A 25209-nucleotide genomic window follows, 5' to 3' on the forward strand; every position below is an offset into this window, starting at 1 on the left:
ATCCATGTTGGGTTTCGCTTTGCTCAACCCAACCTACTAGAGTGAGTTAAAACTTAATTATCTATCCATGTAGCTTGAATAACTGCATTTAGTTTCTCGCAAATTTTATCGGAAATATTTTGCTGATTTTTCACCAAGTTTTTAAGTGTATTTAAAAGTTGATCATCTATTGTTTTTATCGGATAACGGGATCTAGCATTTCGCAGACAGTCAGCCGCTATAATTAAATTTTCAAATCCATTTGCTTCTCCATCTTGTGTCATTAAGCACTCTATTAATTTACCCGTATGTTCTTCCACAAGAATACCAGCAATTAAAATAATTACCTCACGCCAAGCTTCATCTTTCCAGTGAGCAACTATGATATCTTGTTGAATTTCCGGTAAAGTCAAACTTTGTTCAGTTTGGAACGCATAAATAAAATGGTAAGCACAAAAGTATTCTAAAAAAGTTCGGTGGACAAAACCATAATTATCGCCACCAAAAAAACATAAAATAAAGCTGCGACTAGTTAATTCTTCTCGCAATGATATGGCATTTTCCCGTGCTTTCTCAAATCCTTTACTATTTAAATACTGACTAATAATTTCTTCTATTGCATTTGCATCAATAAATAAATTATGAGGATTTACATGGCGATTTCCTTGGATTCTACACGCAATGTGTCGCAGTATTTGTTTTTTGTGAAAATAATCTAATTTAATATTTCCTTTATCAACAGGTGGCACAGGTTTTTCTTGATCCCATCTTTGTAGCAGCAATTTTGCGGAATTGTCATAAAGAGTGGCTCTATCTCGTGGTAAATCTTCATGACGATTAAGAATAGCCATCATTGTGAGTAATAGAGGATTACCTACTAATTCTTTAAAGGGAGCAAAATTAATACAAGCTAGCAAGCGATCGCGTTTTCTATTACCATCATCTTTATCTTTAAAAGTTAAATTGTGCCACTGTTCGATAAATCCCTTAATTTGCTCACTATCTAAGTCTTGCAGCCTGAAGTGACGGAAGTTTGCCTGGGTGAATTGTTGATTATCATACCCAACTATGCGAGACGTAATCAAAATTCTGGATTGAGGATAGGTGTTTTTAAAATTGATGATATCAGTAGTAATTTGCTTTCTGCGTCCTTGGTCAAGTACCTCATCTAAGCCATCAAATATCACAATAGAATTGTGAGATGTTAACCATGTATCTAATTCACGCCGATCCAGATTACCACCTTTGACACCATCTCCTCTATGTAAGTAACCCAAAAATTTTTCACCATCTAGATTATCTAGATTAGCACTATAGTTTCCTAATTCAATTAATAACGGTAATTCTTGAGTTACTAAATCTCTAGCTTTAAGTGTTGCCCACTTTAATGCTGTGTATTGGCTTAAAGTCGATTTTCCAGAACCAGGATTGCCTAAAATTAAAGTATATTTATAATCTTGCGGTTTATTGACAATATCTAATACAGAAATAGAATTAATTGCTGCTTCTGTTTGTTCAAGATTTTGCGGTACAAATATATCCCATAAATTTACATCATAGTTATAGGCACTAGTATCTAAACTATTCATTTTTAGTTTTTGATAGGCATCCAATAAACCCTGACGATAACGAGTAAAATCAAAATTAGGTGCAATGGGAGCAAGACCTTCTACCGTGTCTTTAATATCACTTAAAAGTGTTGAATTTAATATTTCTCTTAAATTATCAGAATTTTTTACTATAGTTTTAACTTTTCTAGTATATTGACTGCTCAATTGTTGCCAATTAAACTTTTCCGGCAGTTCTTTGAGATTGAGATTACGCCAAGTATCTGCAAATATTTTAACTTCAATATACTGCTGATTTCCTAAAGCTTCTTGAAACGGTATACCTAATTGTTGGAGAATATTTTTGTCATCAATAAATTTCTCAATATAAATTTCATAATTTTTAATTTCATTATCTGTAATATCAAAGTCACCTAATTGTATTTCTACCAGGTTTAAAAACTCTTTTAAAGCCTGACCAAACGCAATTCTCAAAGATAGTTCTTGAGCCAAATCTAGGTTGCTTTTAAGAAAAACACCAAAAAATTCTTTAATATAGTCCCCTAAAGAGTCTTTTATAGCGTCCTTAGCTAAAATTGCCAGTTTTTCTAAAATCGGCTTAAAAACCAAGCTAGCACCACTAAGACCCCAAAGAAAGAAAAAGTCTGGCATACAAGTTATATTTATTAAGTAAATTTGGCTAAATTTGAGTATAAAATGCCTGCTGGATAGAATAATCTAAGTTTTATATTGTTTTAAACTCTCTTAGCAAAGTTAATTCAGAGCAAAATTACTCAGTCACAAGTTTAAATGCGATCGCTCCCGTATATACTTGCAAGAAATACCGTGTATAAAGTAAAAATAGTACACTGATGGTTGTAATGAAGCGATCGCCTACAAAAAGCACACACACCATCTTGATCTGAAAGTACCTGATAATCTGTTATTAAAACAAATATTTTTTGCTGAATGGCCACGAATAAAGACTAAACTAAAAAGTCTTGTGCAGCAAAACTCTTAACTCATATCAATGATTTAATCATGTCTAAGGTTCTCGTCTCCGATCCTATTGACCAAGCTGGTATTGATATTCTCTCGCAAGTTGCTACTGTTGATGTCAATACAGGTCTCAAACCAGCAGAACTAATAGAAATTATTGGTGAGTACGACGCGTTGATGATTCGTTCGGGAACGCGGGTGACTCAAGAAATTATCGAAGCAGGTACTCAGCTAAAAATCATCGGTCGCGCCGGTGTTGGTGTAGATAATGTAGATGTGCCTGCTGCTACCCGCAAAGGCATTGTTGTAGTTAATTCCCCTGAAGGTAATACCATTGCGGCGGCAGAACACGCCCTAGCGATGATGTTGTCTTTAGCTCGCCACATCCCTGATGCAAATGCTTCTGTAAAAAGCGGTGTGTGGGATCGCAAAACTTTTGTGGGATCTGAAGTATACAAGAAGACTATCGGTATCGTCGGCTTAGGTAAAATTGGCTCTCATGTGGCGGCTGTTGCCAAAGCGATGGGAATGAAACTACTAGCTTACGATCCTTTCATTTCTACAGAACGGGCAGAACAAATTGGCTGTCAGTTGGTAGATTTAGATTTGTTGATTCAGCAAGCAGACTACATCACCCTGCACATTCCCAAAACCCCAGAAACAACCCACCTGATTAATGCCGAAACCCTGGCAAAAATGAAGCCCACAGCCCGGATTATCAACTGCGCTCGTGGTGGGATCATTGATGAAGCTGCCTTAGCCGCAGCCATTCAAGCCGGGACAATTGCCGGTGCAGCCTTGGATGTGTTCGAGTCTGAACCATTGGGTGAATCAGAATTGCGATCGCTTGGTAAAGAGATTATCCTTACTCCCCACTTAGGCGCATCCACAGCAGAAGCGCAAGTGAATGTAGCCATAGACGTAGCTGAACAAATCCGCGACGTACTTCTAGGACTACCCGCCCGTTCCGCCGTTAACATTCCCGGACTCGGCCCCGATGTCTTGGAAGAACTCAAACCCTATATGGAGTTAGCAGAAACCCTAGGCAAATTGGTAGGACAGTTAGCAGGGGGACGAGTAGAGTTACTCACCGTCCGTCTCCAAGGGGAACTCGCAACTAACAAGAGCCAGCCTCTAGTAATTGCCGCCCTCAAAGGCTTACTTTACCAAGCCCTCAGAGAACGGGTAAACTACGTCAACGCCAACATCGAAGCCAAAGAAAGGGGTATTAGAGTCATCGAAACCCGCGACGCTTCAGCCCGTGACTACGCCGGCTCATTACGTTTAGAAGCCACAGGTACTTTAGGTACTCATTCTGTAACTGGTGCATTGTTAGGTGACAAAGAAATTCACCTGACTGATGTTGACGGTTTCCCCATTAACGTCCCACCTAGCAAATATATGGTGTTTACCCTGCACCGCGATATGCCAGGAATCATTGGCAAACTAGGTTCTCTATTAGGGAGCTTTAATGTCAATATTGCCAGTATGCAGGTAGGTCGTAAAATCGTGCGTGGTGATGCAGTCATGGCTCTCAGCATTGATGATCCCTTACCAGAGGGAATTTTAGCTGAGATTACCAAAGTACCTGGTATCCGGGATGCGTATACAGTAACTTTATAAAGTGCTGAGTTATGAGTGCTGAGTGCTGAGTAGGGAGTGCTGAGTACAGATGTGATTAATCTCGTCTGTAATCAGTTAAAAGTAAAGTTAGGAGTAAAAAGTTAGCAATCAAAAAAAATAACTCATAACTCACCACTCATAACTCATAACTCATAACTCATTACTCATTACTCAGCACTCAGCACTCAGCACTCAGCACTCAGCACTCAGCACTCAGCACTCACCACTCATTACTCAGCACTGAAAAATGGCAAACACTTGGTGGGAATTACAGATTTCATGTGAACCAGCGTTGGAAGACTCTGTTTGCTGGCGATTAGAAGATTTTGGCTGTCGGGGAACAGCTAGTGAAAAGACAGGATCTGACTTTGTAGTCAAGGGTTACTTACCAATATTTCAAGCAGAGCTACTAGATTTAGCTGCATTGGGGCTGTGGTTGCGCCAAGATGCCCTGTGTGTAGGATTATCTAGACCTACCCTGAATTGGCAACTAATTGATGAAGAAGACTGGGCAACTAGTTGGAAACAATACTGGCATCCTCAAGAAATAGGCGATCGCTTTCTCATCAATCCCGCATGGCTACCATTACCGGAAAACTCAGACAGATTAGTTATTCGTCTTGACCCTGGTGTAGCTTTTGGTACAGGCAATCACGCCACCACCCAATTGTGTTTAGAATCCCTAGAGATGCGTTTAAGTTCAGTTCCCCAGTCTTTTATGGGGACAAATGCTAAACAAGAGCCTGTAATAATTGCGGATATTGGTTGTGGTTCTGGTATCCTTTCCGTTGGGGCAGTGCTATTAGGAGCAGAGAAAGCCTATGCGGTGGATACAGACCCCTTAGCAGTGCAATCTACCTTCAGTAATCGCGCACTCAATGACGTTAGCCCAGAACGCATAATACCAGCAGAGGGTAGCGTAGACATTTTGAAAAAACTAATTGAACGGCCGGTAGACGGAATAGTCTGCAATATTTTGGCTGATGTAATTATTCAGTTAGTACCAGAAATCACTGAAATATCTAAACCTAGCACTTGGGCTATTTTCAGTGGAATTTTAATAGAACAATCAAACTCTGTTGCTGAAGCCTTAGAAAAACATGGTTGGGTCGTCGCTACCATGTGGAAACGCAAAGAGTGGTGTTGTTTAAATGTGCGACGTTCTTGAATTTAAATGAAGCGTGGAAAATTGTCATAGCTGATGAATTTAGCTGAAGAACCCAATAATGTTTAGAGACGTAAAAATTAACGCCTCTAAACTTAACATTAGTTAAAGTAAACCTTGCAGACGTTGAACTAACTGCGGGGTTTGCAATACACCCTCAATGCGATCAACTGGTTGACCTTGCTTAAACAACACTAGTGTTGGTAGAGCATAAATTTCATATTGGCTGGCTAATTCTGTGTATCTTTCAGTGTCAATTTTCACAATACGCAAACGGTCTTTTAGTTGATTATTTACTTGCTCTAAAATCGGCCCCATCATTTGACAAGGGCCACACCATTCAGCGTAAAAATCTACTAAAACAGGTACATCAGAACTAGACAGCATCTCTTCAAAGCTGTCGAATTGTTTTTTAGTAGCCATGCGACACACACCAATTTTTTATTGATTGAATTCAATCTTAATGTCTGCTTTCCAGAAACGGTGTAACATTATTTTGTTTTTATTGTTGCCAAATAAATTGGGGACTGGTGATTGGGGACTGGGTAAAGAGATTTGGGCTATCAGATGCTTTTTTGAATTTTGAATTACTGATCAGTTGTAGGTACAAATCACCATAAGATCATTAGCGCGGTAATTGAAAATTTTGAGGAATAGTTAATGGCTGTCTTAAGTGAAAATTTAAAAGGGCAAGTAGCAGTTATTACGGGTGCTTCAAGAGGAATTGGCCGGGCGATCGCAATAGAGTTAGCCACCTATGGAGCAACTGTAGTAGTTAACTATGCTAGTTCTAGTGATGCTGCCGACAAGGTAGTAGCAGAAATTACATCTGCTGGGGGTGAAGCGATCGCTCTGCAAGCTGATGTTTCCCAAGCAGATCAAGTAGATGCCCTCATCAATGCTGTCATGGACAAGTTTAAGCGCATTGATATTTTAGTCAATAATGCCGGTATTACCCGCGATACCCTACTTTTGCGGATGAAGCCAGAAGATTGGCAAGCTGTAATTGACCTAAATTTAACTGGTGTATTTTTATGTACCCGTGCCGTTAGTAAAATCATGCTCAAGCAGCGTTCTGGGAGAATTATTAGTATTACCTCCGTAGCTGGACAAATGGGTAATCCAGGACAGGCTAACTACAGTGCGGCTAAAGCAGGTGTGATTGGCTTTACTAAAAGCGTTGCGAAAGAACTCTCTTCTCGTGGGATTACCGTTAACGCCGTTGCTCCCGGTTTTATTACTACCGACATGACAAGCGACCTCAAATCTGATGAAATTCTCAAATACATCCCCCTAGGTCGCTACGGTCAACCAGAAGAAATTGCCGGAATGGTGCGCTTCCTTGCAGCCGACCCCGCAGCTGCCTACATTACAGGACAGGTGTTTAACGTTGATGGTGGGATGGTGATGTAATTCGTAATTCGTAATTCGTAATTCGTAATTCGTAATTACAAATTTAATTACGAATTACTCAGTTAGTACGGATTCTTTGCCAGACGGTAAAAGCAAGCAGGAGGACGATGCTGCTGCTAGTGGTAATCATTACAGCCAAGCTCATACCTTGGATTCTCATTGCTAGCAAGTTGCACAATAAGGTGATTAACCACAGAGTAAATGCAGCTCGACGTTGGGAGAATCCCCAAGCGAGTAATCTGTGATGTAGGTGGTCTTTACCGGGGGTACTGAGGGGATTTTTGCCTGCTAATAACCGACGGATAAATACTTGCGTTGTGTCTAACACTGGCAACAACAGGAATAAAATTGAGGGGCCAAGGGCATATATTGTATTACGCTGTAAGTTACCTAAAATACTGGTTGCTGCCAATACATAACCAAAAAAGTATGCCCCAGCATCGCCCATAATGATCCTTGACGGGTGGAAGTTATGGCGCAAAAAGCCTAAAGCTGCACCACCCAAAGCCGCTAAAACTAAGGTGGATGCTGCACGATTGGGAAATTGGGCGCAAACCCCTAGTAAGCTCATGGCAGTGATAAAACTGATTCCTCCTGCCAAACCATCCATACCATCCATCAAGTTGACAGCGTTGGTAATACCGACAATCCACAGCACTGTCAACAACATTGAAAAAATAGAGTCAATTGGCGTACCTAGAGGAACATCAACGCTAATACCATTGGCAAAAAGTAATAATGCCGTGATAATTTGCGCCCACAAGCGCACAGAGGGGGGTAATCCGAACTGATCGTCAATAAAGCCGACCAAGACTAGAATTGAACCTCCCAGTAAAATAGTCAATACCTGAGCTAATACATTTTGTAGTTCAATGGGTCGTAAAAGGATAGCTAATACCAATGCGGCAATTACTCCCGCATAAATAGCTAAACCTCCTGCATTTGGCAATGGTTCTCGGTTGAGTCTTCGCGCATTTGGTTGGTCAGCCCAACCCACCCGCAAAGCAAATTTACGTACTGTGGGAATTAAACGCCAAGTTACCAACCAGGCCAATATAAACGTAAACACTACTGCCAACCAGCCGGTGCCGCTAGGGTTAGCAATGCCAATAGACCTAAGGGAGTTATCGAAGTTCAGATTCATCTCCCGATTTAACCATCACTGCCAGTATCCTACATGAGCATCAAGTGTATATTAATCAATTTTTTTGATTTTCAGATGTGATCTCAAAGGGTTGGGTACTTAGCACTCTGAACCAGTGAGTGCTAAATTGTCTAATGGAAACGCTAGAGAAAGGGAACATGGCAAAAATTATTTCATTTAATGAAGAATCACGTCGGGCTTTGGAACGGGGTGTTAATGCCCTGGCTGATGCTGTAAAAATCACTTTGGGGCCAAAAGGTCGCAACGTGCTTTTAGAAAAAAAATTTGGTATACCCCAAATTGTTAATGATGGTATCACTGTTGCGAAAGAAATTGAATTAGAAGATCCTTTAGAAAATACTGGAGCTAGGCTAATTCAAGAGGTAGCGGCTAAAACTAAAGATGTAGCTGGAGATGGTACAACCACCGCTACAGTTTTGGTACAAGCCTTGATTAAAGAAGGTTTGAAGAACGTCGCCGCCGGTAGCAACCCAGTTAGCTTGAAGCGGGGGTTAGACAAAACTACTGAAGCCCTGGTAGCAGAAATTGCCAGAGTAGCCAAGCCAGTAGAAGGTAGTGCGATCGCTCAAGTGGCAACTGTCTCGTCTGGTAACGACGAAGAAGTCGGCAAAATGATCGCCGAAGCAATGGCAATAGTCACCAAAGATGGTGTAATCACCGTTGAAGAATCTAAATCTCTCATCACTGAACTAGAAGTAGTGGAAGGGATGCAGATTGATAGAGGTTACATTTCCCCCTACTTCGTCACCAATAACGAACGGATGATAGTAGAGTACGAAAATGTGCGTATTCTCATCACCGATAAGAAAATCAGCAGCATCCAAGAATTAGTCCCAGTGTTGGAAAAAGTTGCCCGCTTGGGTCAACCCTTGCTGATCATTGCTGAAGATATAGAGGGAGATGCTTTAGCAACTTTGGTAGTTAACAAAGCGCGGGGTGTATTGGCTGTAGCTGCAATTAAAGCACCTGGATTTGGTGAACGCCGCAAAGCCATGTTGCAAGACATTGCTATCCTCACCGATGGACAGATGATTTCTGAAGAAATCGGTCTCAACTTAGATACCGCTACTTTGGAAATGCTGGGAACTGCCCGCAAAATCACCATCGATAAAGAAAACACCACCATTGTTGCTGGTAGTTCTGCCAAACCAGAAATACAAACGCGGATTGCTCAAATTCGCAAGCAGTTAGAAGAAACTGATTCCGAATACGATCAAGAAAAGCTCCAAGAACGCATCGCCAAGCTAGCTGGCGGCGTGGCAGTGATTAAAGTGGGTGCAGCTACAGAAACCGAACTCAAAGACCGCAAGCTGCGTATTGAGGACGCACTCAACGCTACTAAAGCGGCTGTAGAAGAAGGTATCGTTCCCGGTGGTGGTACAACCTTGATTCACTTGTCTACCAAGGTTGACGAAATCAAGAACAGCCTTGTAGGAGAAGAAAAAATTGGGGCTGATATTATCAAACGCGCCTTAGAAGCACCCTTATGTCAAATTGCTGACAATGCTGGTGCAGAAGGTGCGGTGATTGTCTCCAAAGTCAGAGACAGCGCATTTAACATGGGTTATAACGCTGCAACTGGGGAATTTGAAGACTTAATTGCAGCTGGTATTATTGACCCTGCGAAAGTAGTACGTTCAGCTTTACAAAACGCCGCTTCTATTGCTGGGATGGTTTTAACCACCGAAGCAATCATTGCGGAAAAACCAGAGAAGAAAGCTGCTATGCCTCCTGATGCCGGCATGGGCGGCATGGGCGGTATGGGCGGCATGGGCGGCATGGGTGGCATGGGCGGCATGGGTATGTTCTAGGGAACAGGGAACAGGTGACAGGGAACAGGGTGTTTATAAGGTGTAGGTTGAAAACCCCGGAGAGAGAGCAACGTAGTTGCAATTTTCGTGCTTTAGACCGGGGATGAAAACCACTCTGGCAGGGTTTACCCTGGCGTGATGCAATATGGTAAAATTGAGAACGTGGAGGGGTAATCAACCACATTAAAAACCCTACACTGCTTAACAGCAATCTGTACCTCGACAATTGAAGATATGGGTTCTATTCCATAGTTCTAGTTTCTTGCCCAGGAATAGGTAAAATCTTCATGGGAACTAGACGATACAGAATTAAAGCCTCGACTACGCTCGGCTTTAACCCTGAGCGCAGCCGAAGGGTTCAACTCAAAACAAATTCTTGGAGCAATCCAACTACGGTAGGGCATACCGAAAGTTAACGCTTGGGGAGAGAACCACCTCTGGGTTAGATACCGCAAGGGGTCTAATCTAAGTGGACTCGTAGAACCAAGAATCTCCGTGTCTTTAGACCGGAGAGTGTCAATACTCTGTCACCTGTCACCTATCACCTGTCACCTATCCCAAAACTTTAGACATCTCCGAAAACAGTCAAAGCCTTTGTTTGGCTAGGCTGTAGCCACTAAATGCAATCATCTTAAATTAGCTATTCTGTACGATGAAATAAGACTTTGAGATATTTGCTGTTGATAATTAGGCAAAAATATCTAGTTATATGCGATAATTTTAACCTGATGATATAGCTGATATTTCTAATGGTAATATTAGCCCTCGAATCCGTAACCTTACTAGCCCACAAATCGTCAAAATTACTTGCTTATATTTGCGGGTATTTAACCTAAATCTCTCTTGGACAACTCGAAAGATTTTGACTGACCGTATTCGATGTTCAACAAAGATTCGTTTAGATGAAAATATTTTGTTCTGTTCTTTCTGTTCAGTTGTTAGTTCTTGATTTCTTGGTTTCTTAATTGGAGTTGTAATTAAATCTTCTCCAAGATATGCCTTATCTCCTTTAAATCTTTGTTTGGCATCAAACTCTGAACGATATTCTCGGAACAAAGTTATATCGCTTTTTGGACCAGGTTCACCTGCCACAACATCAACGATATCACTAGCATCAGGTAAAATAATCATTTGAGTTTTAAATGTATGATTACTCTTCTTACCTGAAAAATATTTCTTTTGTTCATCATTGTCTCTAGGTCTTTCTCTGACTTGTTCATAGCTATCTACTATTAATTCATATTCTGTGAGCATTTCTTTTACTACTTCATAGTCAGAAGCGTTTTTTTTTACTTGTTCAAGCAAACTTGATGGCAGTAATTCTCGCAAGTTAGGCAACCAATAGTTAAACGTATCGTTGGCTGTAGACTCACTTACTTCAAACTGAATACCTAGAAGTTGAAAGGTTGTCAGATGTCGGAGATACACTAAAGTTAAAATGATTTGTTCAGAAATAGATAATTTTGGTTTCCGACCTCCTCCACCAGCAATAATTCTCACTTTCTTAGATTCCAGTAAAGCTTTTTTTTCATGATATAATCTTTCCCCATTTATGATTAATTGTTGTAACTGTTCATATTCCAGACCTATTAACCTTTGGGTTTGTTTAGGATTCTCTTCAATGTAATTCAGTATATTGCTCATGCTTCTGTGTCAAAATAACGCTTTAATGTTCTTTTATCACAGAATAATACTATTTTGGAGATGTCTATTAGGGGCAACTTCCCCACGATCGCCTGCTGAAAGCAGATGAACCTAGGGAAGCTGCCCCTAAATTTTACTTAAACTTACTTTACAAAAATTTACCTTTACCAACTCTCCAAAATTCAGCTGTGCTTAATTTTGAACTTTGAATTGGTTTTACTCAGCAGTCGCCAGTTCAGTGTTGCCGCGTGTGCGTTTGCGAGTCAAGGTGTTGAACAACATCACGCCAATTGCTTTGATTAAGTTACCCTCTAATTCTTGGAACATCTTCATGTTCATACCGAAAGCGGCGTTCGCTTCATCGACAATGCGATCGCCTGCGGCATCATCTAGAGGTAGTTCATCCAAAGTTTGACGATATTGAGTTTTAAATGCCTTCTCGTCGCTAATTTCTGCAAACTCATAGAAGGCTGTGCCTTCGCCATCACCAAGGTTCATCGCTGTCACAGCAATGTTTTTCAGAATTTGCCCCCCAGACAAGTCACCCAAGTAACGGGTGTAAGAATGGGCAATTAATAATTCTGGTTCAGTGGCGGAGATTTCCCGAATGCGTTTTACATAAGCTTCCCCGGCTGGAGATAACTGGATTTGTTCGCGCCAGTTACTACCATAGTAATAATTCAGGTCTTGCTCTAAAGTATGCTTACGGTTCAGTTGGGGAAAGTTAATTTTAGAAATTATCGGATGCTGGCGGTGCTTTTCCATCTCCTCTTCCATCGCCGAGTAGATGTAATAAAAGTTAGCCACTAACTTCCGGTAAGAGCTTTTTTCTACCACTCCTTTTAAAAAGCACTTGACAAAACCCACATTTTCTGCCATTGTGTGAGCTTTTTTTGTACCAACACGCAGTTTGTTTGCTAAATTGCTGCTCATATTTATTAAATTTCTCAACTTTAAAGGGACAACTGCCGGAGTTGCGAATTACAAACGGCTAAAAAATGCCATTAAAAAGTTAGATTAGAACTATTTGATGAGAATTTATATTAAAATTTTTTAAGCAATAAAAATATTGTAGTGAGTGCTGTTAGCGGTAGTGCGGCATTTAGCCGTTGCTAAGTTGCACCAAATAAATGATGTAGAGACGTTGTATGCAACGTCTCTAAAGTCCAGAATAAAGCGTATCTTTAGTCCTCATAGCAAGAAATTAGCTCAAAATCAAAAACCCAGGCTTCATGAGACTGGGTTTCTAAAATCATATATTTTAAAATTTATAGCTGATGTTAGACATCACCGCAATAATTTGTACCAATCAATCGATTATTTTTGTAGACTAAAACTTTGCCATAACCTTGATCTTGAACAGCAGCATAAAGAAAATTGGCATTTCTAAATCTGTAAACTACCTCGCCATTTTGATTACGTCTAACTGTTCCACCATTGAGCAAAAGATTGGGACGGTTGAGGGTAGTGGGAATATTGTATGCTGCATAACGTAATCCGCCATTATTGAGGCGAGAAACTTCAACATATACATTTTTAGCACTACAGCTAAATACTCTTGTATTAGCTAGTGCAGAGGTAGAAAATCCGAGGGTAGCAGTTAATATTGAAATTGTTCCTGTAGCTGTAGCTAAGATAGCTGAAATAGTTTTTGTGTTCATATGAGTAATTCCTAAAAGCTTGTATGCTTTAGATACAAAATCAGATTTTCACTTTTCGGATTTTCAGAAAAAAAACTAAAGCCATCTGATTTGACTCAGAACCCCGCCTTCTTCATAAAGAAGCGGTTTTATTGACTTTCATTCAATAATTGAGGATGGCTATTTAGTTTTTACTCGCTGTTCCGTAACTAAAGTTAAGCTTACCCATTCACCCTTATCGTTATAGCAGCGAACCATGCGCTGACGTAAATTGGACTGAATTAACCAACCCACTTCCAAAATTAACCCTTGGTGTACCTGCATTTTGAGGGGAGAAGTTGCAGAAGCACCATTAGGTAATAGTAAAACTTGTACCTGTTTTTGTGGATCTTGGTCAAAGAGGATGATAGAACCTTTAATAGTCCCTGTTGAGGTAATTGTATAATTACCAAAACTCAGGCTTTGAATTAATCGCCCATAATCGTCAAGTTGCAACTTGAGATTTGTAGAGACAGTATTAGGGGAACTCCCATCAGGATATATTGTGGTAGCCTCACCTTGCCACTCCCCCAATAAGTCATCTATTTGCAAGGGTGGATTTTCTACTGGTTCACTACCAGCTAAATGTTCACGAATGAGAACAAGTTTATCTAGTTGACTATCTTTATCGAATAACTGAACTAGACGTAAGCGACGATTTTCATAGATTAATCCTAATTCTGCGCCAAACTCACCGAATGGTGCAAGCTGAAGTGTACCTTGGGAAAATGCTCCATTAGGGAAAAATAGTGTACTTTGGGACAAGGAACTGTATTCTAAAACTAAATCTGCTTGTCCTTGACGACGAACAACCTGATTAATAGTTTGGTTATTGTTCACACCTTCTAAGGAAACTACACTTTTGATATCTTCTAAAAGTTCCCCTTGGGGTGAGACGCGAGTAAATGAACCTTGCCATTCACCGAGATTTTTTAATAAATATTCCCATTGAGAGTTCATATAGGACTCATACCCAAACTATGTTAAGTCATGTAAAAATGTATGATTCAGTTCGTAGTAAGGACTTTAGTCCTGCTTTGTTCGCGGAGCGAACACTACAAACCTTTAATAACGAATTCGTGGGTCAACATAAGCGTTGAGAATATCAATCAAAATACTTGCCCCTACAACGATCGCACCAAAAAATACTAATACACCCTGCACTGTGGGATAATCGCGATCGGAAATGGCTTGATATAGCCTATTTGCCAACCCCGGCCAAGAAAATGTCACCTCAGTTAAAATTGCTCCCCCCAGTAACGAAGCAAAGGTTAAACCCAAAACAGTAATCACTGGAATCAAAGCATTTTTCAAAGCATGGGACACTAAAATTTTGTTTTCAGAAATACCTCTAGCCCTAGCAGCTTCTACATAATCAGCGCGGAGAGTTTGTTTTAAGTTTACGCGGACAATTCTTTCAAAAATACCACTCAGCAAAATTCCTAACGTGAGACTAGGAAGAGCTAAATGGTGTAAAGCCGCGAAAAACTGGCTAAAGTTACCCGCTAATAAGCTATCAATGGTATATAACCCAGTAATTGGCGATGGCGCAGGAAGATTAGGCGGAAAACGATTGGAATTGGGAAACCAACCCAATTGAACAGAAAAAATCAACTGTAACAGCATACCTGCCCAAAACATCGGTAGAGCATAGGTGATAATGCCAAATAACCGTCCCCCAATATCAAAACCTGTTCCAGGACGAGAGGCTGACAGTGTACCAACTAGAATACCGACAATGAGAGCCACCGTCATACTAGATATTGCTAACTCTACAGTTGCAGGAAAATGTTGTCCGATAATATTCCAAACCTGCTGTCCCCTGCTTGTCAAAGATGTACCTAAATCAAACTGGAGCAAATGACCTAAGTAATTAAGATACTGTAGCCACAAAGGTAAATCTAAACCTAATTGTCGTCTTAATTCTTCCTTAGCAGCTTCCGGCGCACGTCCACCCAGAATCGCATCTGCTGGATCTCCTGGTGTAGCTCGTAGTAATAAAAATACAATGGTAATGATAGTTAATAGCTGCAATGGTGCTAACAGCAACCGAGAAACAATGTAATATTGTAGAGCTTTTGATCGAGACATATTATCAATTCAAAATTCAAAATGACGCTCGTGGACTCGCTAACGCTGCGCTAACAAAATTCAAAATGAAAGAAATCAATTATGGAAAATAGGTAATTCATAATTACGAATTACGTTAGCGTAGCGGGGCGTAGCCCATTACGAATTACGAATTACCTAATAACTATTTTTTGATGGTTCTATAAATCAAATTCTGAGTAGGATCTAGATTGACATTAGTTACACCTTTTTGAGCAAATACATAATCTTTGTTTTGCCATAAAGGAATGTAAGGTACATCATTAACTACTTGGTCTTGGATTTGGGCAAAAATTTTCTGCCGTGCTTCTGGATTTTGTTCTTTACGTTGCTCATCAATCAATGTATTCAGAGTTTCGCTATAGTAAAACGAACCCTGAGTTTGACTACCACCATCTTCACAGCCTTTAGCCTCTGAACCTTTTTGACAAGCTAAAAATGGCTGTACGTAGTTATCTGGATCTAGAAAGTCTGGATACCAATCAAGCAAAGCGGCGGGATATAAACCTTTAGAAATGTCTTTAAAAAAAGTTGCCCCTTCTACTGTGTTGACTTCTAGTTGTACTATGCCATCCATTTTGGTATCAGCCAGAGATTTTAGTGTTTGTGCAGCCAAACTGCGAGTTGGGGAACTAGAAGGATACCAAACTGGAATTTTGACAGGATTTTCTTTTGAGTAGCCAGCAGCCGTTAACAATTGTTTGGCTTTTTCAAAGTTACCATCGCCATATTTATCTTTAAACAATGGCTGGGAAACATTGAATGTAGTAGGAATCATGCTGTAAAGCGGATCAGCTTGACCGTATAAAACCCGCTCATTTAATAGTGGACGGTCAATTATAGCAGCGATCGCCTGTCTAACTTCTGGTTTATCTAGTGGTTTCTGATTGCGATTCAAAACCATATAACTAACTACGCTACCCTGAGCCGTAATCGCTTGCCAATCTCCTTTTTTAGCACCAGCCTCTAAGCTGCGAATTTGATCTGGTTGTAATGATAAATAAGCGACATCTACAGCACCTGTACGGAAGGCGTTAAACAAGTTAACAGGACTGGTCTGGATTTGAACGTTAATCCCTTGATTTCCTGGCTTTTCGCCCCAATACTTATCAAATACATCCAGTCGCAGTGAATCTGTTCCATACTGCGCCATTTTATAAGGGCCAGTCCCCACAAAAATATCTGGTTTAAATTTCCCCGCACCAATTTCATAAGCACTTGGCGAAACCGCACATACCCCAGAAAACGCCAGTAGGGAAGGAAAGGCTGCAAAAGGTTTTTTCAGCTTCAGTGTCAACTCATTATCCCCTGTGGCGGTTACAGAGTCTACTGTATCTGATAGCAAGAAAGAAGGTTTACCCTTATTTTCAATAAATCGCTTGATACTAAACTCCATCGCTTTGGCGTTAAAGGGTGTGCCATCATGAAACACAACTCCTTGACGCAGAGGAATAGTATAAGTTAGACCATCAGCACTGACTGTTGGTAAAGCTGTCGCCAGTTGTGGCTTAATTTCCGTATTCCCTGGTTCGTAAGTATAGAGGCGATCGCTCATATTAAATACTAAACCCAAGGAGGCTAACTCATAGGCATCGGCTGGATCTAAGGTTCTTGGCTTGGCTGTTGTACCTATCGTAATCCGACCATCCCCAGCCGTTGTATTACCCGCAGTAGTAGAGGTATTATTTGCCTGTTGAGAGGGTGTACAGGCGATCGCTAAAAGTAAGCATAAACAAAACAAAGATAGAAATTTCGTCACCCGTCCCCATCTTCGCCCTAATATTGAAAACTCAGTCATAGCATTTCAGATGTGTCAAATTAGCCAGTAATCATACTATATGTGTGGCAATAGTCACCAACTTTTTACCTGGAACAGCACAAGAATTAAAGTGCAGCTAAGTACCAGTTGTCTAATATAGCAATCCTAAAGGATTCATGAGAGCCAAAAAACTGAGGTGGGGAATGAAGTCAGTTTTTATCTGCGGTTAATTTTGTCTTCTTTTACTTCACGAATGAGTGAATCATTATATACCGTTTCCTAATCACATAAGGTATATCATAGCCCCCTCCTTGCCTGCGGGGAGGGGGTTGGGGGTGGGGTTCTTTTACCTCACGAATGCGTGAATCATTATACGTAAAAAAAATTAAATATTAATTAAAATTCTCATTAATTCAGATTGACAAGTTAATTAGGTTTGTTAAGGTGCTGTAGTAACTACAATAGTAAACATTTCTGCTTTACTATCGTCGTTATATTGATACAGCCATCACTGACAAATTTTCATCAAATCTACCCCAAGAATAAATCTGATAAATATCTCAATTTTTTCTTGTGTAATTTTTCTATCAAGGGATAAATAACTAATGATGGCTTGACCAGCAAATTTCATGTTTATACATCATCAACCAAGATGATTGGCAGTTGATAAACAGTAAATTATCAAGTCGAAATAGTGAGATTAAAATCGTGAAGTATTTCTTTCTTTCTGAGGGATGGACAGTTGGCAGAGTTTGGGCATCTGATGGACTATGGCAAATAACAGCATGGCGAAGACCACCAGATATTCAACGATTGAATATTTGTTTAGTAGAAAATCTCGAATTGATGTGGCTTTATCGCATTGAAGAGGCTGTATTAACCGTAGAAGTCAAGCCAAACGCATCAGAATTTGTTAGTGAAACTATCGGTCAAGTAGTGCTAAAGCGGTTGATGACGGCTGAACAAGTCATTGACCGCCTAGGTACTGCTGAAGCCAGATGTCAATTGCAAAATATCCAATCAGTAGTTTAGTGAGGGAGTAGGGAGACAAGGGATATTTTTACCCCAGTCCCCAGTCCCCAGTCCCCAATACCCAAATGTAAATATTTGTAAACATCTGCCAGATATGTTTTAACGCCGATTCCTGGCGAGATGAATCTCACAGCCCAGAAGATCGCATCTATTTACACGCTTGCAAACAGTGCCATCAATAGTTACACTTTTTAAAACATTCTCATTTTTACTTAGCGATCGCTACCCTGCGGAATAATTTTTCCGAAGTGTGTCAGTGTTGCTAAAAAAGTCACTCTCTGGCTTAAAATGCTCAGATATGGCAGTGTTCAAGCTCTGGCAATAAAAAAATTCAGAGAAGTCCAAGGTTAGGCTTCTAACCTTAGAATCTTAAGTAAGAAAATTGTTTTGTAAACACAACTCATCGAGGAGGAGCGTAGTCGATGGGACTACCCTGGTACCGAGTACATACAGTCGTTCTGAATGATCCAGGGCGGCTAATTTCCGTACACTTGATGCACACAGCTTTGGTGGCAGGCTGGGCTGGTTCAATGGCATTGTACGAACTAGCCACTTATGACCCCAGCGATCCTGTTCTCAACCCGATGTGGCGACAAGGGATGTTCGTGCTACCCTTCATGTCACGTCTAGGCGTTACCGACTCTTGGGGCGGTTGGAGTGTCACTGGTGCTTCAGCAGTTGATCCTGGTTTCTGGTCATTTGAAGGCGTTGCCGCAGCACATATTGTCCTTTCTGGTCTATTGTTCCTAGCTGCCGTATGGCACTGGGTTTTCTGGGATTTGGAACTTTTCAGAGATCCCCGCACTGGCGAACCTGCCCTTGACTTGCCAAAAATGTTTGGCATTCACCTGTTCTTATCTGGTTTACTCTGTTTCGGTTTTGGTGCTTTCCACTTAACAGGACTATTTGGCCCTGGTATGTGGATTTCTGATGCCTATGGGATCACTGGTAGCGTCCAGCCCGTAGCACCAGAATGGGGGCCAGCCGGGTTCAACCCCTTTAACCCCGGTGGTGTAGTAGCTCACCACATCGCAGCCGGTGTAGTTGGTATTATTGCTGGTTTATTCCACCTCACTGTTAGACCACCCGAAAGGCTCTACAAAGCCCTGCGGATGGGTAATATTGAAACCGTACTGTCCAGCAGTATCGCAGCAGTATTCTTCGCGGCTTTCGTCGTTGCTGGTACTATGTGGTACGGTAACGCCACCACCCCAATCGAACTATTTGGCCCCACCCGTTATCAATGGGATCAAGGCTACTTCCATCAGGAAATTGACCGTCGCGTACAAAGCAGCCTAGCTGAAGGTGCAAGCCTCTCAGAAGCTTGGTCACAAATTCCTGAAAAACTGGCTTTCTACGATTATGTCGGTAATAGCCCAGCTAAAGGTGGTCTATTCCGTACAGGGCCAATGGTGAAAGGTGATGGTATTGCCCAATCTTGGCAAGGTCACGCAGTATTCACAGATGCGGCAGGACGCGAATTAAATGTCCGTCGTCTGCCCAACTTCTTTGAAACCTTCCCCGTAATCTTGACCGATGCTGATGGTGTTGTCCGCGCTGACATTCCATTCCGTCGGGCAGAATCAAAATATAGCTTTGAGCAAACAGGTGTAACTGTTAGCTTCTACGGTGGCGATCTCAACGGCAAGACCTTTACAGATCCTGCCGATGTGAAGAAATATGCTCGTAAAGCTCAAGGCGGCGAAATCTTTGAATTTGACCGCGAAACCTTGAACTCTGACGGTGTATTCCGTACATCTCCCAGAGGTTGGTTTACCTTTGGACACGCTGTATTTGCTCTGTTGTTCTTCTTCGGTCACCTCTGGCACGGTTCTCGGACAATCTACCGAGACGTATTTGCTGGTGTAGAAGCGGATCTAGAAGAGCAAGTCGAATGGGGTCTATTCCAGAAAGTGGGTGACAAATCAACCCGCCGGAAGGAAGCCCTCTAAATTCAGTCCTGAGTTATGAGTAATGAGTAACGAGTTAATTTTTGACTCAAAACTCATTACTCAACACTTATTACTCAACACTCAGCACTTTAAGGAGCTTTTGACATGGAAAGCGTTGCATACATTTTAATTTTGACCCTGGCACTTGGTGTTCTCTTCTTTGCGATCGCATTCCGCGAACCACCCCGCATCGAGAAAAAAGAAGATTAAGTAGGTAGTTAATCCCAAATTTGTAAAGTTACATAAAACTTTAGTCCGTTGATTCTACAAGGAACAACGGATATTTTTTGCGGTTGCTTTTTGAGCAATGTAGCGAAAAGATGGAAAAAGGTAGTATCGTTGTAAACGTAGGGAAAATTATCTAGTTAATACTGGATTGTCAAGTATTTCCAATACATAACTAAAAATTTCCCTGTAGCGAAAGGGACATCACCCTTAAAAGCAGAAATTTGTTAATAAAAATTTCACAGATAGATATGATATAATTCTCTATCTGGGAGTTGATATGTGTTAACACTAGCTTTTCTACGCTAGGATTGGAAGATATAGTTGTACATTGCCGTTAAGGCAGTTGCATGGATTATCGCTATTATGGCATAACCTTTACGGAGACTAGAACCAGGAACAAATCAGCATGGTCAATCAGAACTTAACCGCTACAGAAATTGGATTTACTCACGAAGATTTTGCAGCCCTCCTTGATAAGTACGATTATCATTTTAGCCCCGGAGATGTCGTACCAGGGACAGTTTTTAGTATAGAACCGCGTGGCGCTCTGATTGACATTGGTGCTAAAACAGCAGCATATATACCTATACAAGAAATGTCTATAAACCGGGTCGATGCCCCGGAAGAAGTATTACAATCCAACGAAACCAGAGAATTTTTCATCCTCACCGATGAAAATGAAGATGGACAGCTAACCCTTTCCATCCGCCGGATTGAATATATGCGTGCTTGGGAGCGCGTAAGACAGCTACAAGCAGAAGACGCTACCGTGCGTTCAGGTGTGTTTGCTACCAACCGTGGGGGAGCATTGGTGAGAATTGAGGGATTACGTGGTTTTATCCCCGGTTCTCACATCAGTACCCGCAAGCCTAAAGAAGACTTGGTAGGTGAAGAACTACCTTTAAAATTCCTAGAAGTAGACGAAGAACGTAACCGCCTAGTTCTATCTCATCGTCGGGCGTTAGTTGAACGGAAGATGAACCGCCTAGAAGTGGGCGAAGTAGTAATTGGTACAGTGCGCGGCATCAAACCTTACGGTGCATTTATCGATATTGGCGGTGTCAGTGGTTTGTTACACATCTCCGAAATTTCTCACGAGCATATCGATACACCCCACAGTGTATTCAATGTCAATGATGAAGTGAAAGTGATGATCATTGATTTGGATGCAGAAAGAGGCAGAATTTCACTATCTACCAAACAGTTAGAACCAGAACCCGGTGACATGATTAAAAACCGTGATTTGGTTTATGACAAAGCAGAAGAAATGGCTGCTAAGTATAGAGAACAGATGCTTGCTAAACAACAAGGCATTACTATACCAACAGAAACTGTAGAAAGTGCGGATGAAATTGAGGAAGAAATTCCACCAGCAACTGAAGATGTAGCTGAAGTTGAAGCAGTTGCTGAAGTTGAAGCAGTTGCTGAAGTTGAAGCAGTCGCTGAAACTGAAGCAGTCGCTGAACTTGAAGTTGCAGAAGAAATTCCAGCAGCTATTGAAGAGTAATAAATTACTTTAATTAAAAGGATCATAGCATTTATGCAAGAGGGGACATCCCTCTTTTTTTATTGATTGTTTAGGAATAATTTTTGGGGGAGATAAATATTTTGGTAACTATTGAATGTCAGAAAATCAAGTTTGATAATGTGCAAGCGATTTTTTTTGATAAAAATGGTACATTAGAGGACTCAGAAATACATTTGCGATCGCTCGGACAAAAAGCAGCCCGGTTAATAGATGCTCAAATCCCTGGTATTGGCGAACCATTGTTAATGGCCTTTGGAATTAACAGCGATACCCTCGATCATGCTGGCTTAATTGCAGTAGCCAGCCGTCGAGAAACAGAAATCGCCGCCGCCGCTTATATCGCCGAAACTGGGAGAAGCTGGTTTGAATCTTTAAAAATAGCTCGTAAATCTTTAGATGAAGCCGAAAAATACGTTAATCAAACTCCCGCGCCTATATTTCCAGGGACTCTGGAGGTTTTGCAGTCCCTTTCCACAGCAGGAATCAAACTGGGTATCCTTTCCGCAGCCACAACAGCAGAAGTCAGAGACTTTGTAGCACGATACCAATTGAGTGATTATATCCAAGCACAAATCGGCGTAGATGATGGACTGAGTAAACCAGATCCAGCACTGTTTATACAAGCTTGCCAAGTCTTAGGAGTACAACCAGAGAATACATTAATGGTGGGTGATTCTGTTGGTGATATGCAAATGGCTCGTAATGCTAAAGCCGCAGGTTGTATTGGTATTACTTGGGTAGGCAAATCAGATAATGTTAAAGGTGCAGATGTGGTGATTAACAAACTTGATGAAATTCAAATTTTTTGAACCTCATGAGTCATAGCCGTTCATGGGGAAGCGGGGTAGGGTTTAATAACTGTTGGAAGAATAACTAATTATCCGAAGCAGGTATAACATATCATTCAGGATTCCTATAGCCAATTGCAGATAGATTCCGTGGATCTGACAATCTTCATTCCTGCTGCCGAAAATCTAGTAAATGCTGCATCTGCTTGCTCTGTATAGTTTACAATTCCCGGCACTACAACAGGCGAAGTACAATCTTCTAGCAGATATATTTTTTGAGCAAGGGTAGCATCTATCTGTTGAATTTCTGTTAATAAATCATCAATTGTCCAAGCTACACAGTGACTTTTAGCTTGACCGCCGATAATCACTGCATCAAATGCTAAAAGTTGCTGCATTAAGCGCGTGTTTTTGTTAGCTAGGGGACTTTGATCAAAAGTTTGCAATACTTCTGGACGTAAAACAGAATAGTTTTCTGTTAACGGATTGTCACCTTTAATTTCAAATTGCGTTTGACTTTGCCGTGCAATACAGTGGAAGAATATTGCTTCTTCCACCGCAGAAACTAAAGCATGACCAATGCCACCTAACATAGAATGATAAGGCCAAACTGTCAAAGGATATTTACCATCTTGACTCAGTTGCTTAACGTAATGGTAGGCGTGTTTTGTCAATAATTCATAGTTGCTGTTAATACTATTAGCAATATCTGGATTTACTTGCCAAATACCGTTTTCAATATCTGCGGGAGTAATACTAGTCGCTGCTGGTGTCGGATGTGCGCCTGTCTGATTTACCCAAAAAATAGGATGGAAAATTTGCATGGCTGTATGGGTATCTAGGGTAGGAATAATTTTTGTAATTACACCTAAATTCTTATAAATAAACTCACACAGTCGTCGATTATCATCTACTGCTCCTGTTCCTGATTTACCTCCAACAAATAATTCAAATTCAGGTATACAAAAAGTATTCTGCACATCAATCAATAATAAACAAATGCACGTTTTATCAGCAGATGCAGGTTTGATGCTGTTTTGTTCTGCCCATAATTCTGCTTCATCTGCGCGTTTTTGGTATGGTACTCGCCAAACTTCCCCTACTTTCTCAGGGTTGAAGTGAGTGGGTAATTCAGTTGTTGTTTGATTGTTGATAATTATTGCCATATAATTAATAGCGTGTAAAAAAGAACTAATAACCCAGTATCTTGGAAAAAGTGGGATTCTAAGAGGATGTTTGAAAAGTCCCCTTTTATGTCATCCTGACGAAGGAAGCATCCCAGTATAACGGTGAAAACGCGGATTCTTCCTTCCGTAAAGCTCCACTCAGAATGACAAATGATACCTGACAAAACTTTTCAAACAACCTCTAAAACTTCCTCTTGATTCCTGACGTTCTGATACTATAGGTACTCCGTTGATCAATATTTTCGTGTTAAGTTTATTTATTCTTCATAAACTTTCGTAATGTATGAATTTTTCGCAAAGATAAATCTTTATTAAAGCTCTACATATCTTTATCAAAGAGACTTAAGACTAGATTTATTAATAAAATTTACTTTTTTGCCAGTATATTTATTTACGATACAATCCTCCTATCCTTAAAACTCGTAGGTTTCCCATTAGGCAATTTGGCAATTAGCTGCTAGGTTGTGTAAATTGGACTACATATATTTAATAAGGGACAAAAGGAATAAAGACAGCATGACGCAAAACAAACGCGCCTTAATTACTGGTATTACTGGTCAAGATGGTTCATACCTGAGTGAATTTTTATTAGAGCAAGGTTACGAAGTGCATGGTATAATTCGCCGGACTTCTACCTTTAATACTGACCGTATTGACCATATTTACGAAGATCCTCATAAAGAAGGCGTGCGGTTATTTCTGCATTACGGTGATTTGACCGATGGTACAACTCTGCGACGGATTCTAGAAGAAGTCCAGCCTACAGAAATTTACAACTTGGGCGCACAATCCCATGTGCGGGTGAGCTTTGATTCTCCAGAATATACGGTAGATGCAGTAGGCATGGGAACACTGCGATTGCTGGAAGCCATCCGCGATTATCAACGCCGGACTGGGATTGAGGTACGTTTTTATCAAGCAGGTTCTTCAGAAATGTATGGTTTGGTACAAGCCGTACCCCAAAGCGAAACTACACCTTTTTACCCCCGTAGTCCCTACGCCTGTGCAAAAGTTTACGCCCACTGGCAAACGGTGAATTACCGTGAATCTTATAAAATGTTTGCTTGCAATGGGATTTTGTTTAACCACGAATCACCAAGACGAGGCGAAACTTTCGTTACTCGTAAAATTACCAGAGCAGTGGCTCTCATCGTCGCTGGCAAGCAGAAAAGAATCTACATGGGTAATCTGGATGCCAAAAGAGATTGGGGCTATGCGAAGGATTATGTGCGGGCAATGTGGTTGATGTTGCAAAAAGACCAACCAGATGACTATGTGATTGCCACAGGTGAAACCCATTCAGTCCGGGAATTTCTCCAATTAGCTTTCAGTCATGTAAATCTTGATTGGCAAGATTACGTAGAATTTGACGATCGCTATCTCCGCCCAGCAGAAGTAGATTTATTAATCGGCGACCCCACCAAAGCGCAGCAAAAATTGGGTTGGAAGCCTTCAGTTACTTTTGAAGAGTTAGTTTCACTGATGGTAGAAGCCGATTTGCAAGCATTAGGTCAAACCTCACCCAATGGTAATGGTTCACTCCTGCCCCAAGACCTTGCTACCATTCGTCAAGAACTGGGTGCTATGCACTTCTAATGAAC

At 40.9% G+C, this 25209-nt stretch carries 20 protein-coding genes; 10 read left to right on the top strand and 10 right to left on the bottom strand.

The genetic code is table 11. The features are described from left to right. Positions 1 to 53: 53 nt before the first annotated feature. Complete coding sequence (locus L6494_RS21290; RefSeq protein ID WP_237989754.1) at positions 54 to 2198, bottom strand: NACHT domain-containing protein; 2145 nt, start codon at positions 2196 to 2198, stop codon at positions 54 to 56. A gap of 369 nt (positions 2199 to 2567) precedes the next feature. On the opposite strand from L6494_RS21290, the gene serA reads away from it, so the two are divergent. Both serA and prmA read left to right on the top strand, forming a co-directional pair. Continuing rightward, positions 2568 to 4148 carry a phosphoglycerate dehydrogenase gene (gene serA, locus L6494_RS21295; RefSeq protein WP_237989755.1) on the top strand — a complete coding sequence of 527 codons (1581 nt, stop codon included), beginning with the start codon at positions 2568 to 2570 and terminating at the stop codon, positions 4146 to 4148. A 247-nt stretch (positions 4149 to 4395) separates the two neighbouring features. Then, complete coding sequence (gene prmA, locus L6494_RS21300) at positions 4396 to 5316, top strand: 50S ribosomal protein L11 methyltransferase (protein ID WP_237989756.1); 921 nt, start codon at positions 4396 to 4398, stop codon at positions 5314 to 5316. 102 nt (positions 5317 to 5418) lie between these two features. On the opposite strand, the gene trxA is transcribed toward prmA, so the two are convergent. After that, positions 5419 to 5736: a thioredoxin gene (gene trxA / locus L6494_RS21305; protein WP_237989757.1), complete on the bottom strand. Its 318-nt coding sequence runs from the start codon at positions 5734 to 5736 to the stop codon at positions 5419 to 5421. 237 nt (positions 5737 to 5973) lie between these two features. Between trxA and fabG the strand changes: the two genes are divergently transcribed. After that, a complete protein-coding gene (gene fabG, locus L6494_RS21310) occupies positions 5974 to 6726 on the top strand; it encodes a 3-oxoacyl-[acyl-carrier-protein] reductase (RefSeq protein WP_237989758.1) in 753 nt (250 codons plus the stop codon). A 58-nt stretch (positions 6727 to 6784) separates the two neighbouring features. Here the strand turns inward: fabG and L6494_RS21315 are convergent, their stop codons facing one another. After that, positions 6785 to 7864, bottom strand: a complete 1080-nt coding sequence (locus L6494_RS21315) for an MraY family glycosyltransferase (RefSeq protein ID WP_237996194.1) — start codon at positions 7862 to 7864, stop codon at positions 6785 to 6787. A gap of 164 nt (positions 7865 to 8028) precedes the next feature. Between L6494_RS21315 and groL the strand changes: the two genes are divergently transcribed. Then, positions 8029 to 9702, top strand: coding sequence for a chaperonin GroEL (groL, locus tag L6494_RS21320; RefSeq protein WP_237989759.1), 1674 nt, complete (start codon positions 8029 to 8031; stop codon positions 9700 to 9702). Positions 9703 to 10422: 720 nt separating this feature from the next. Here groL and L6494_RS21325 read toward each other — a convergent pair. The 6 genes from L6494_RS21325 to L6494_RS21350 form a co-directional block, all read right to left on the bottom strand. Beyond that, positions 10423 to 11346 (bottom strand): transposase, encoded by a 924-nt coding sequence (locus tag L6494_RS21325; RefSeq protein WP_237988802.1) that lies wholly within the window; start codon positions 11344 to 11346, stop codon positions 10423 to 10425. 216 nt (positions 11347 to 11562) lie between these two features. Next, a complete protein-coding gene (locus L6494_RS21330; RefSeq protein ID WP_237989760.1) occupies positions 11563 to 12279 on the bottom strand; it encodes a biliverdin-producing heme oxygenase in 717 nt (238 codons plus the stop codon). A 347-nt stretch (positions 12280 to 12626) separates the two neighbouring features. Then, positions 12627 to 13007 (bottom strand): hypothetical protein, encoded by a 381-nt coding sequence (locus L6494_RS21335; protein WP_237989761.1) that lies wholly within the window; start codon positions 13005 to 13007, stop codon positions 12627 to 12629. 159 nt (positions 13008 to 13166) lie between these two features. Then, a complete protein-coding gene (locus L6494_RS21340) occupies positions 13167 to 13985 on the bottom strand; it encodes a DUF3598 family protein (RefSeq protein WP_237989762.1) in 819 nt (272 codons plus the stop codon). A 105-nt stretch (positions 13986 to 14090) separates the two neighbouring features. Further along, positions 14091 to 15116, bottom strand: a complete 1026-nt coding sequence (locus L6494_RS21345) for an ABC transporter permease (RefSeq protein ID WP_237989763.1) — start codon at positions 15114 to 15116, stop codon at positions 14091 to 14093. A gap of 163 nt (positions 15117 to 15279) precedes the next feature. Further along, complete coding sequence (locus tag L6494_RS21350) at positions 15280 to 16932, bottom strand: ABC transporter substrate-binding protein (RefSeq protein ID WP_237989764.1); 1653 nt, start codon at positions 16930 to 16932, stop codon at positions 15280 to 15282. A 669-nt stretch (positions 16933 to 17601) separates the two neighbouring features. On the opposite strand from L6494_RS21350, the gene L6494_RS21355 reads away from it, so the two are divergent. From L6494_RS21355 to L6494_RS21375, 5 genes are all read left to right on the top strand, one after another. Then, a complete protein-coding gene (locus L6494_RS21355; RefSeq protein ID WP_237989765.1) occupies positions 17602 to 17925 on the top strand; it encodes a hypothetical protein in 324 nt (107 codons plus the stop codon). Between the two features lie 422 nt (positions 17926 to 18347). Beyond that, positions 18348 to 19877 carry a photosystem II chlorophyll-binding protein CP47 gene (gene psbB / locus L6494_RS21360; protein WP_237989766.1) on the top strand — a complete coding sequence of 510 codons (1530 nt, stop codon included), beginning with the start codon at positions 18348 to 18350 and terminating at the stop codon, positions 19875 to 19877. Between the two features lie 105 nt (positions 19878 to 19982). Then, on the top strand, positions 19983 to 20087 hold the full coding sequence (locus tag L6494_RS21365) for a photosystem II reaction center protein T (RefSeq protein ID WP_237989767.1): 105 nt from the start codon (positions 19983 to 19985) through the stop codon (positions 20085 to 20087). Positions 20088 to 20511: 424 nt separating this feature from the next. Then, a complete protein-coding gene (locus tag L6494_RS21370; protein ID WP_237989768.1) occupies positions 20512 to 21612 on the top strand; it encodes a 30S ribosomal protein S1 in 1101 nt (366 codons plus the stop codon). 101 nt (positions 21613 to 21713) lie between these two features. Continuing rightward, the gene (locus L6494_RS21375; RefSeq protein ID WP_237989769.1) at positions 21714 to 22442 is read left to right on the top strand and encodes an HAD family hydrolase; all 729 of its coding nucleotides are present in this window, start codon (positions 21714 to 21716) and stop codon (positions 22440 to 22442) included. A 104-nt stretch (positions 22443 to 22546) separates the two neighbouring features. On the opposite strand, the gene L6494_RS21380 is transcribed toward L6494_RS21375, so the two are convergent. Beyond that, positions 22547 to 23587 carry an isochorismatase gene (locus L6494_RS21380; RefSeq protein WP_237989770.1) on the bottom strand — a complete coding sequence of 347 codons (1041 nt, stop codon included), beginning with the start codon at positions 23585 to 23587 and terminating at the stop codon, positions 22547 to 22549. 537 nt (positions 23588 to 24124) lie between these two features. Between L6494_RS21380 and gmd the strand changes: the two genes are divergently transcribed. Next, positions 24125 to 25204 (top strand): GDP-mannose 4,6-dehydratase, encoded by a 1080-nt coding sequence (gmd, locus tag L6494_RS21385; protein WP_237989771.1) that lies wholly within the window; start codon positions 24125 to 24127, stop codon positions 25202 to 25204. Positions 25205 to 25209 lie beyond the last annotated feature (5 nt).

Source organism: Nostoc sp. UHCC 0870, from assembly GCF_022063185.1.
Classification (GTDB): domain Bacteria; phylum Cyanobacteriota; class Cyanobacteriia; order Cyanobacteriales; family Nostocaceae; genus Trichormus.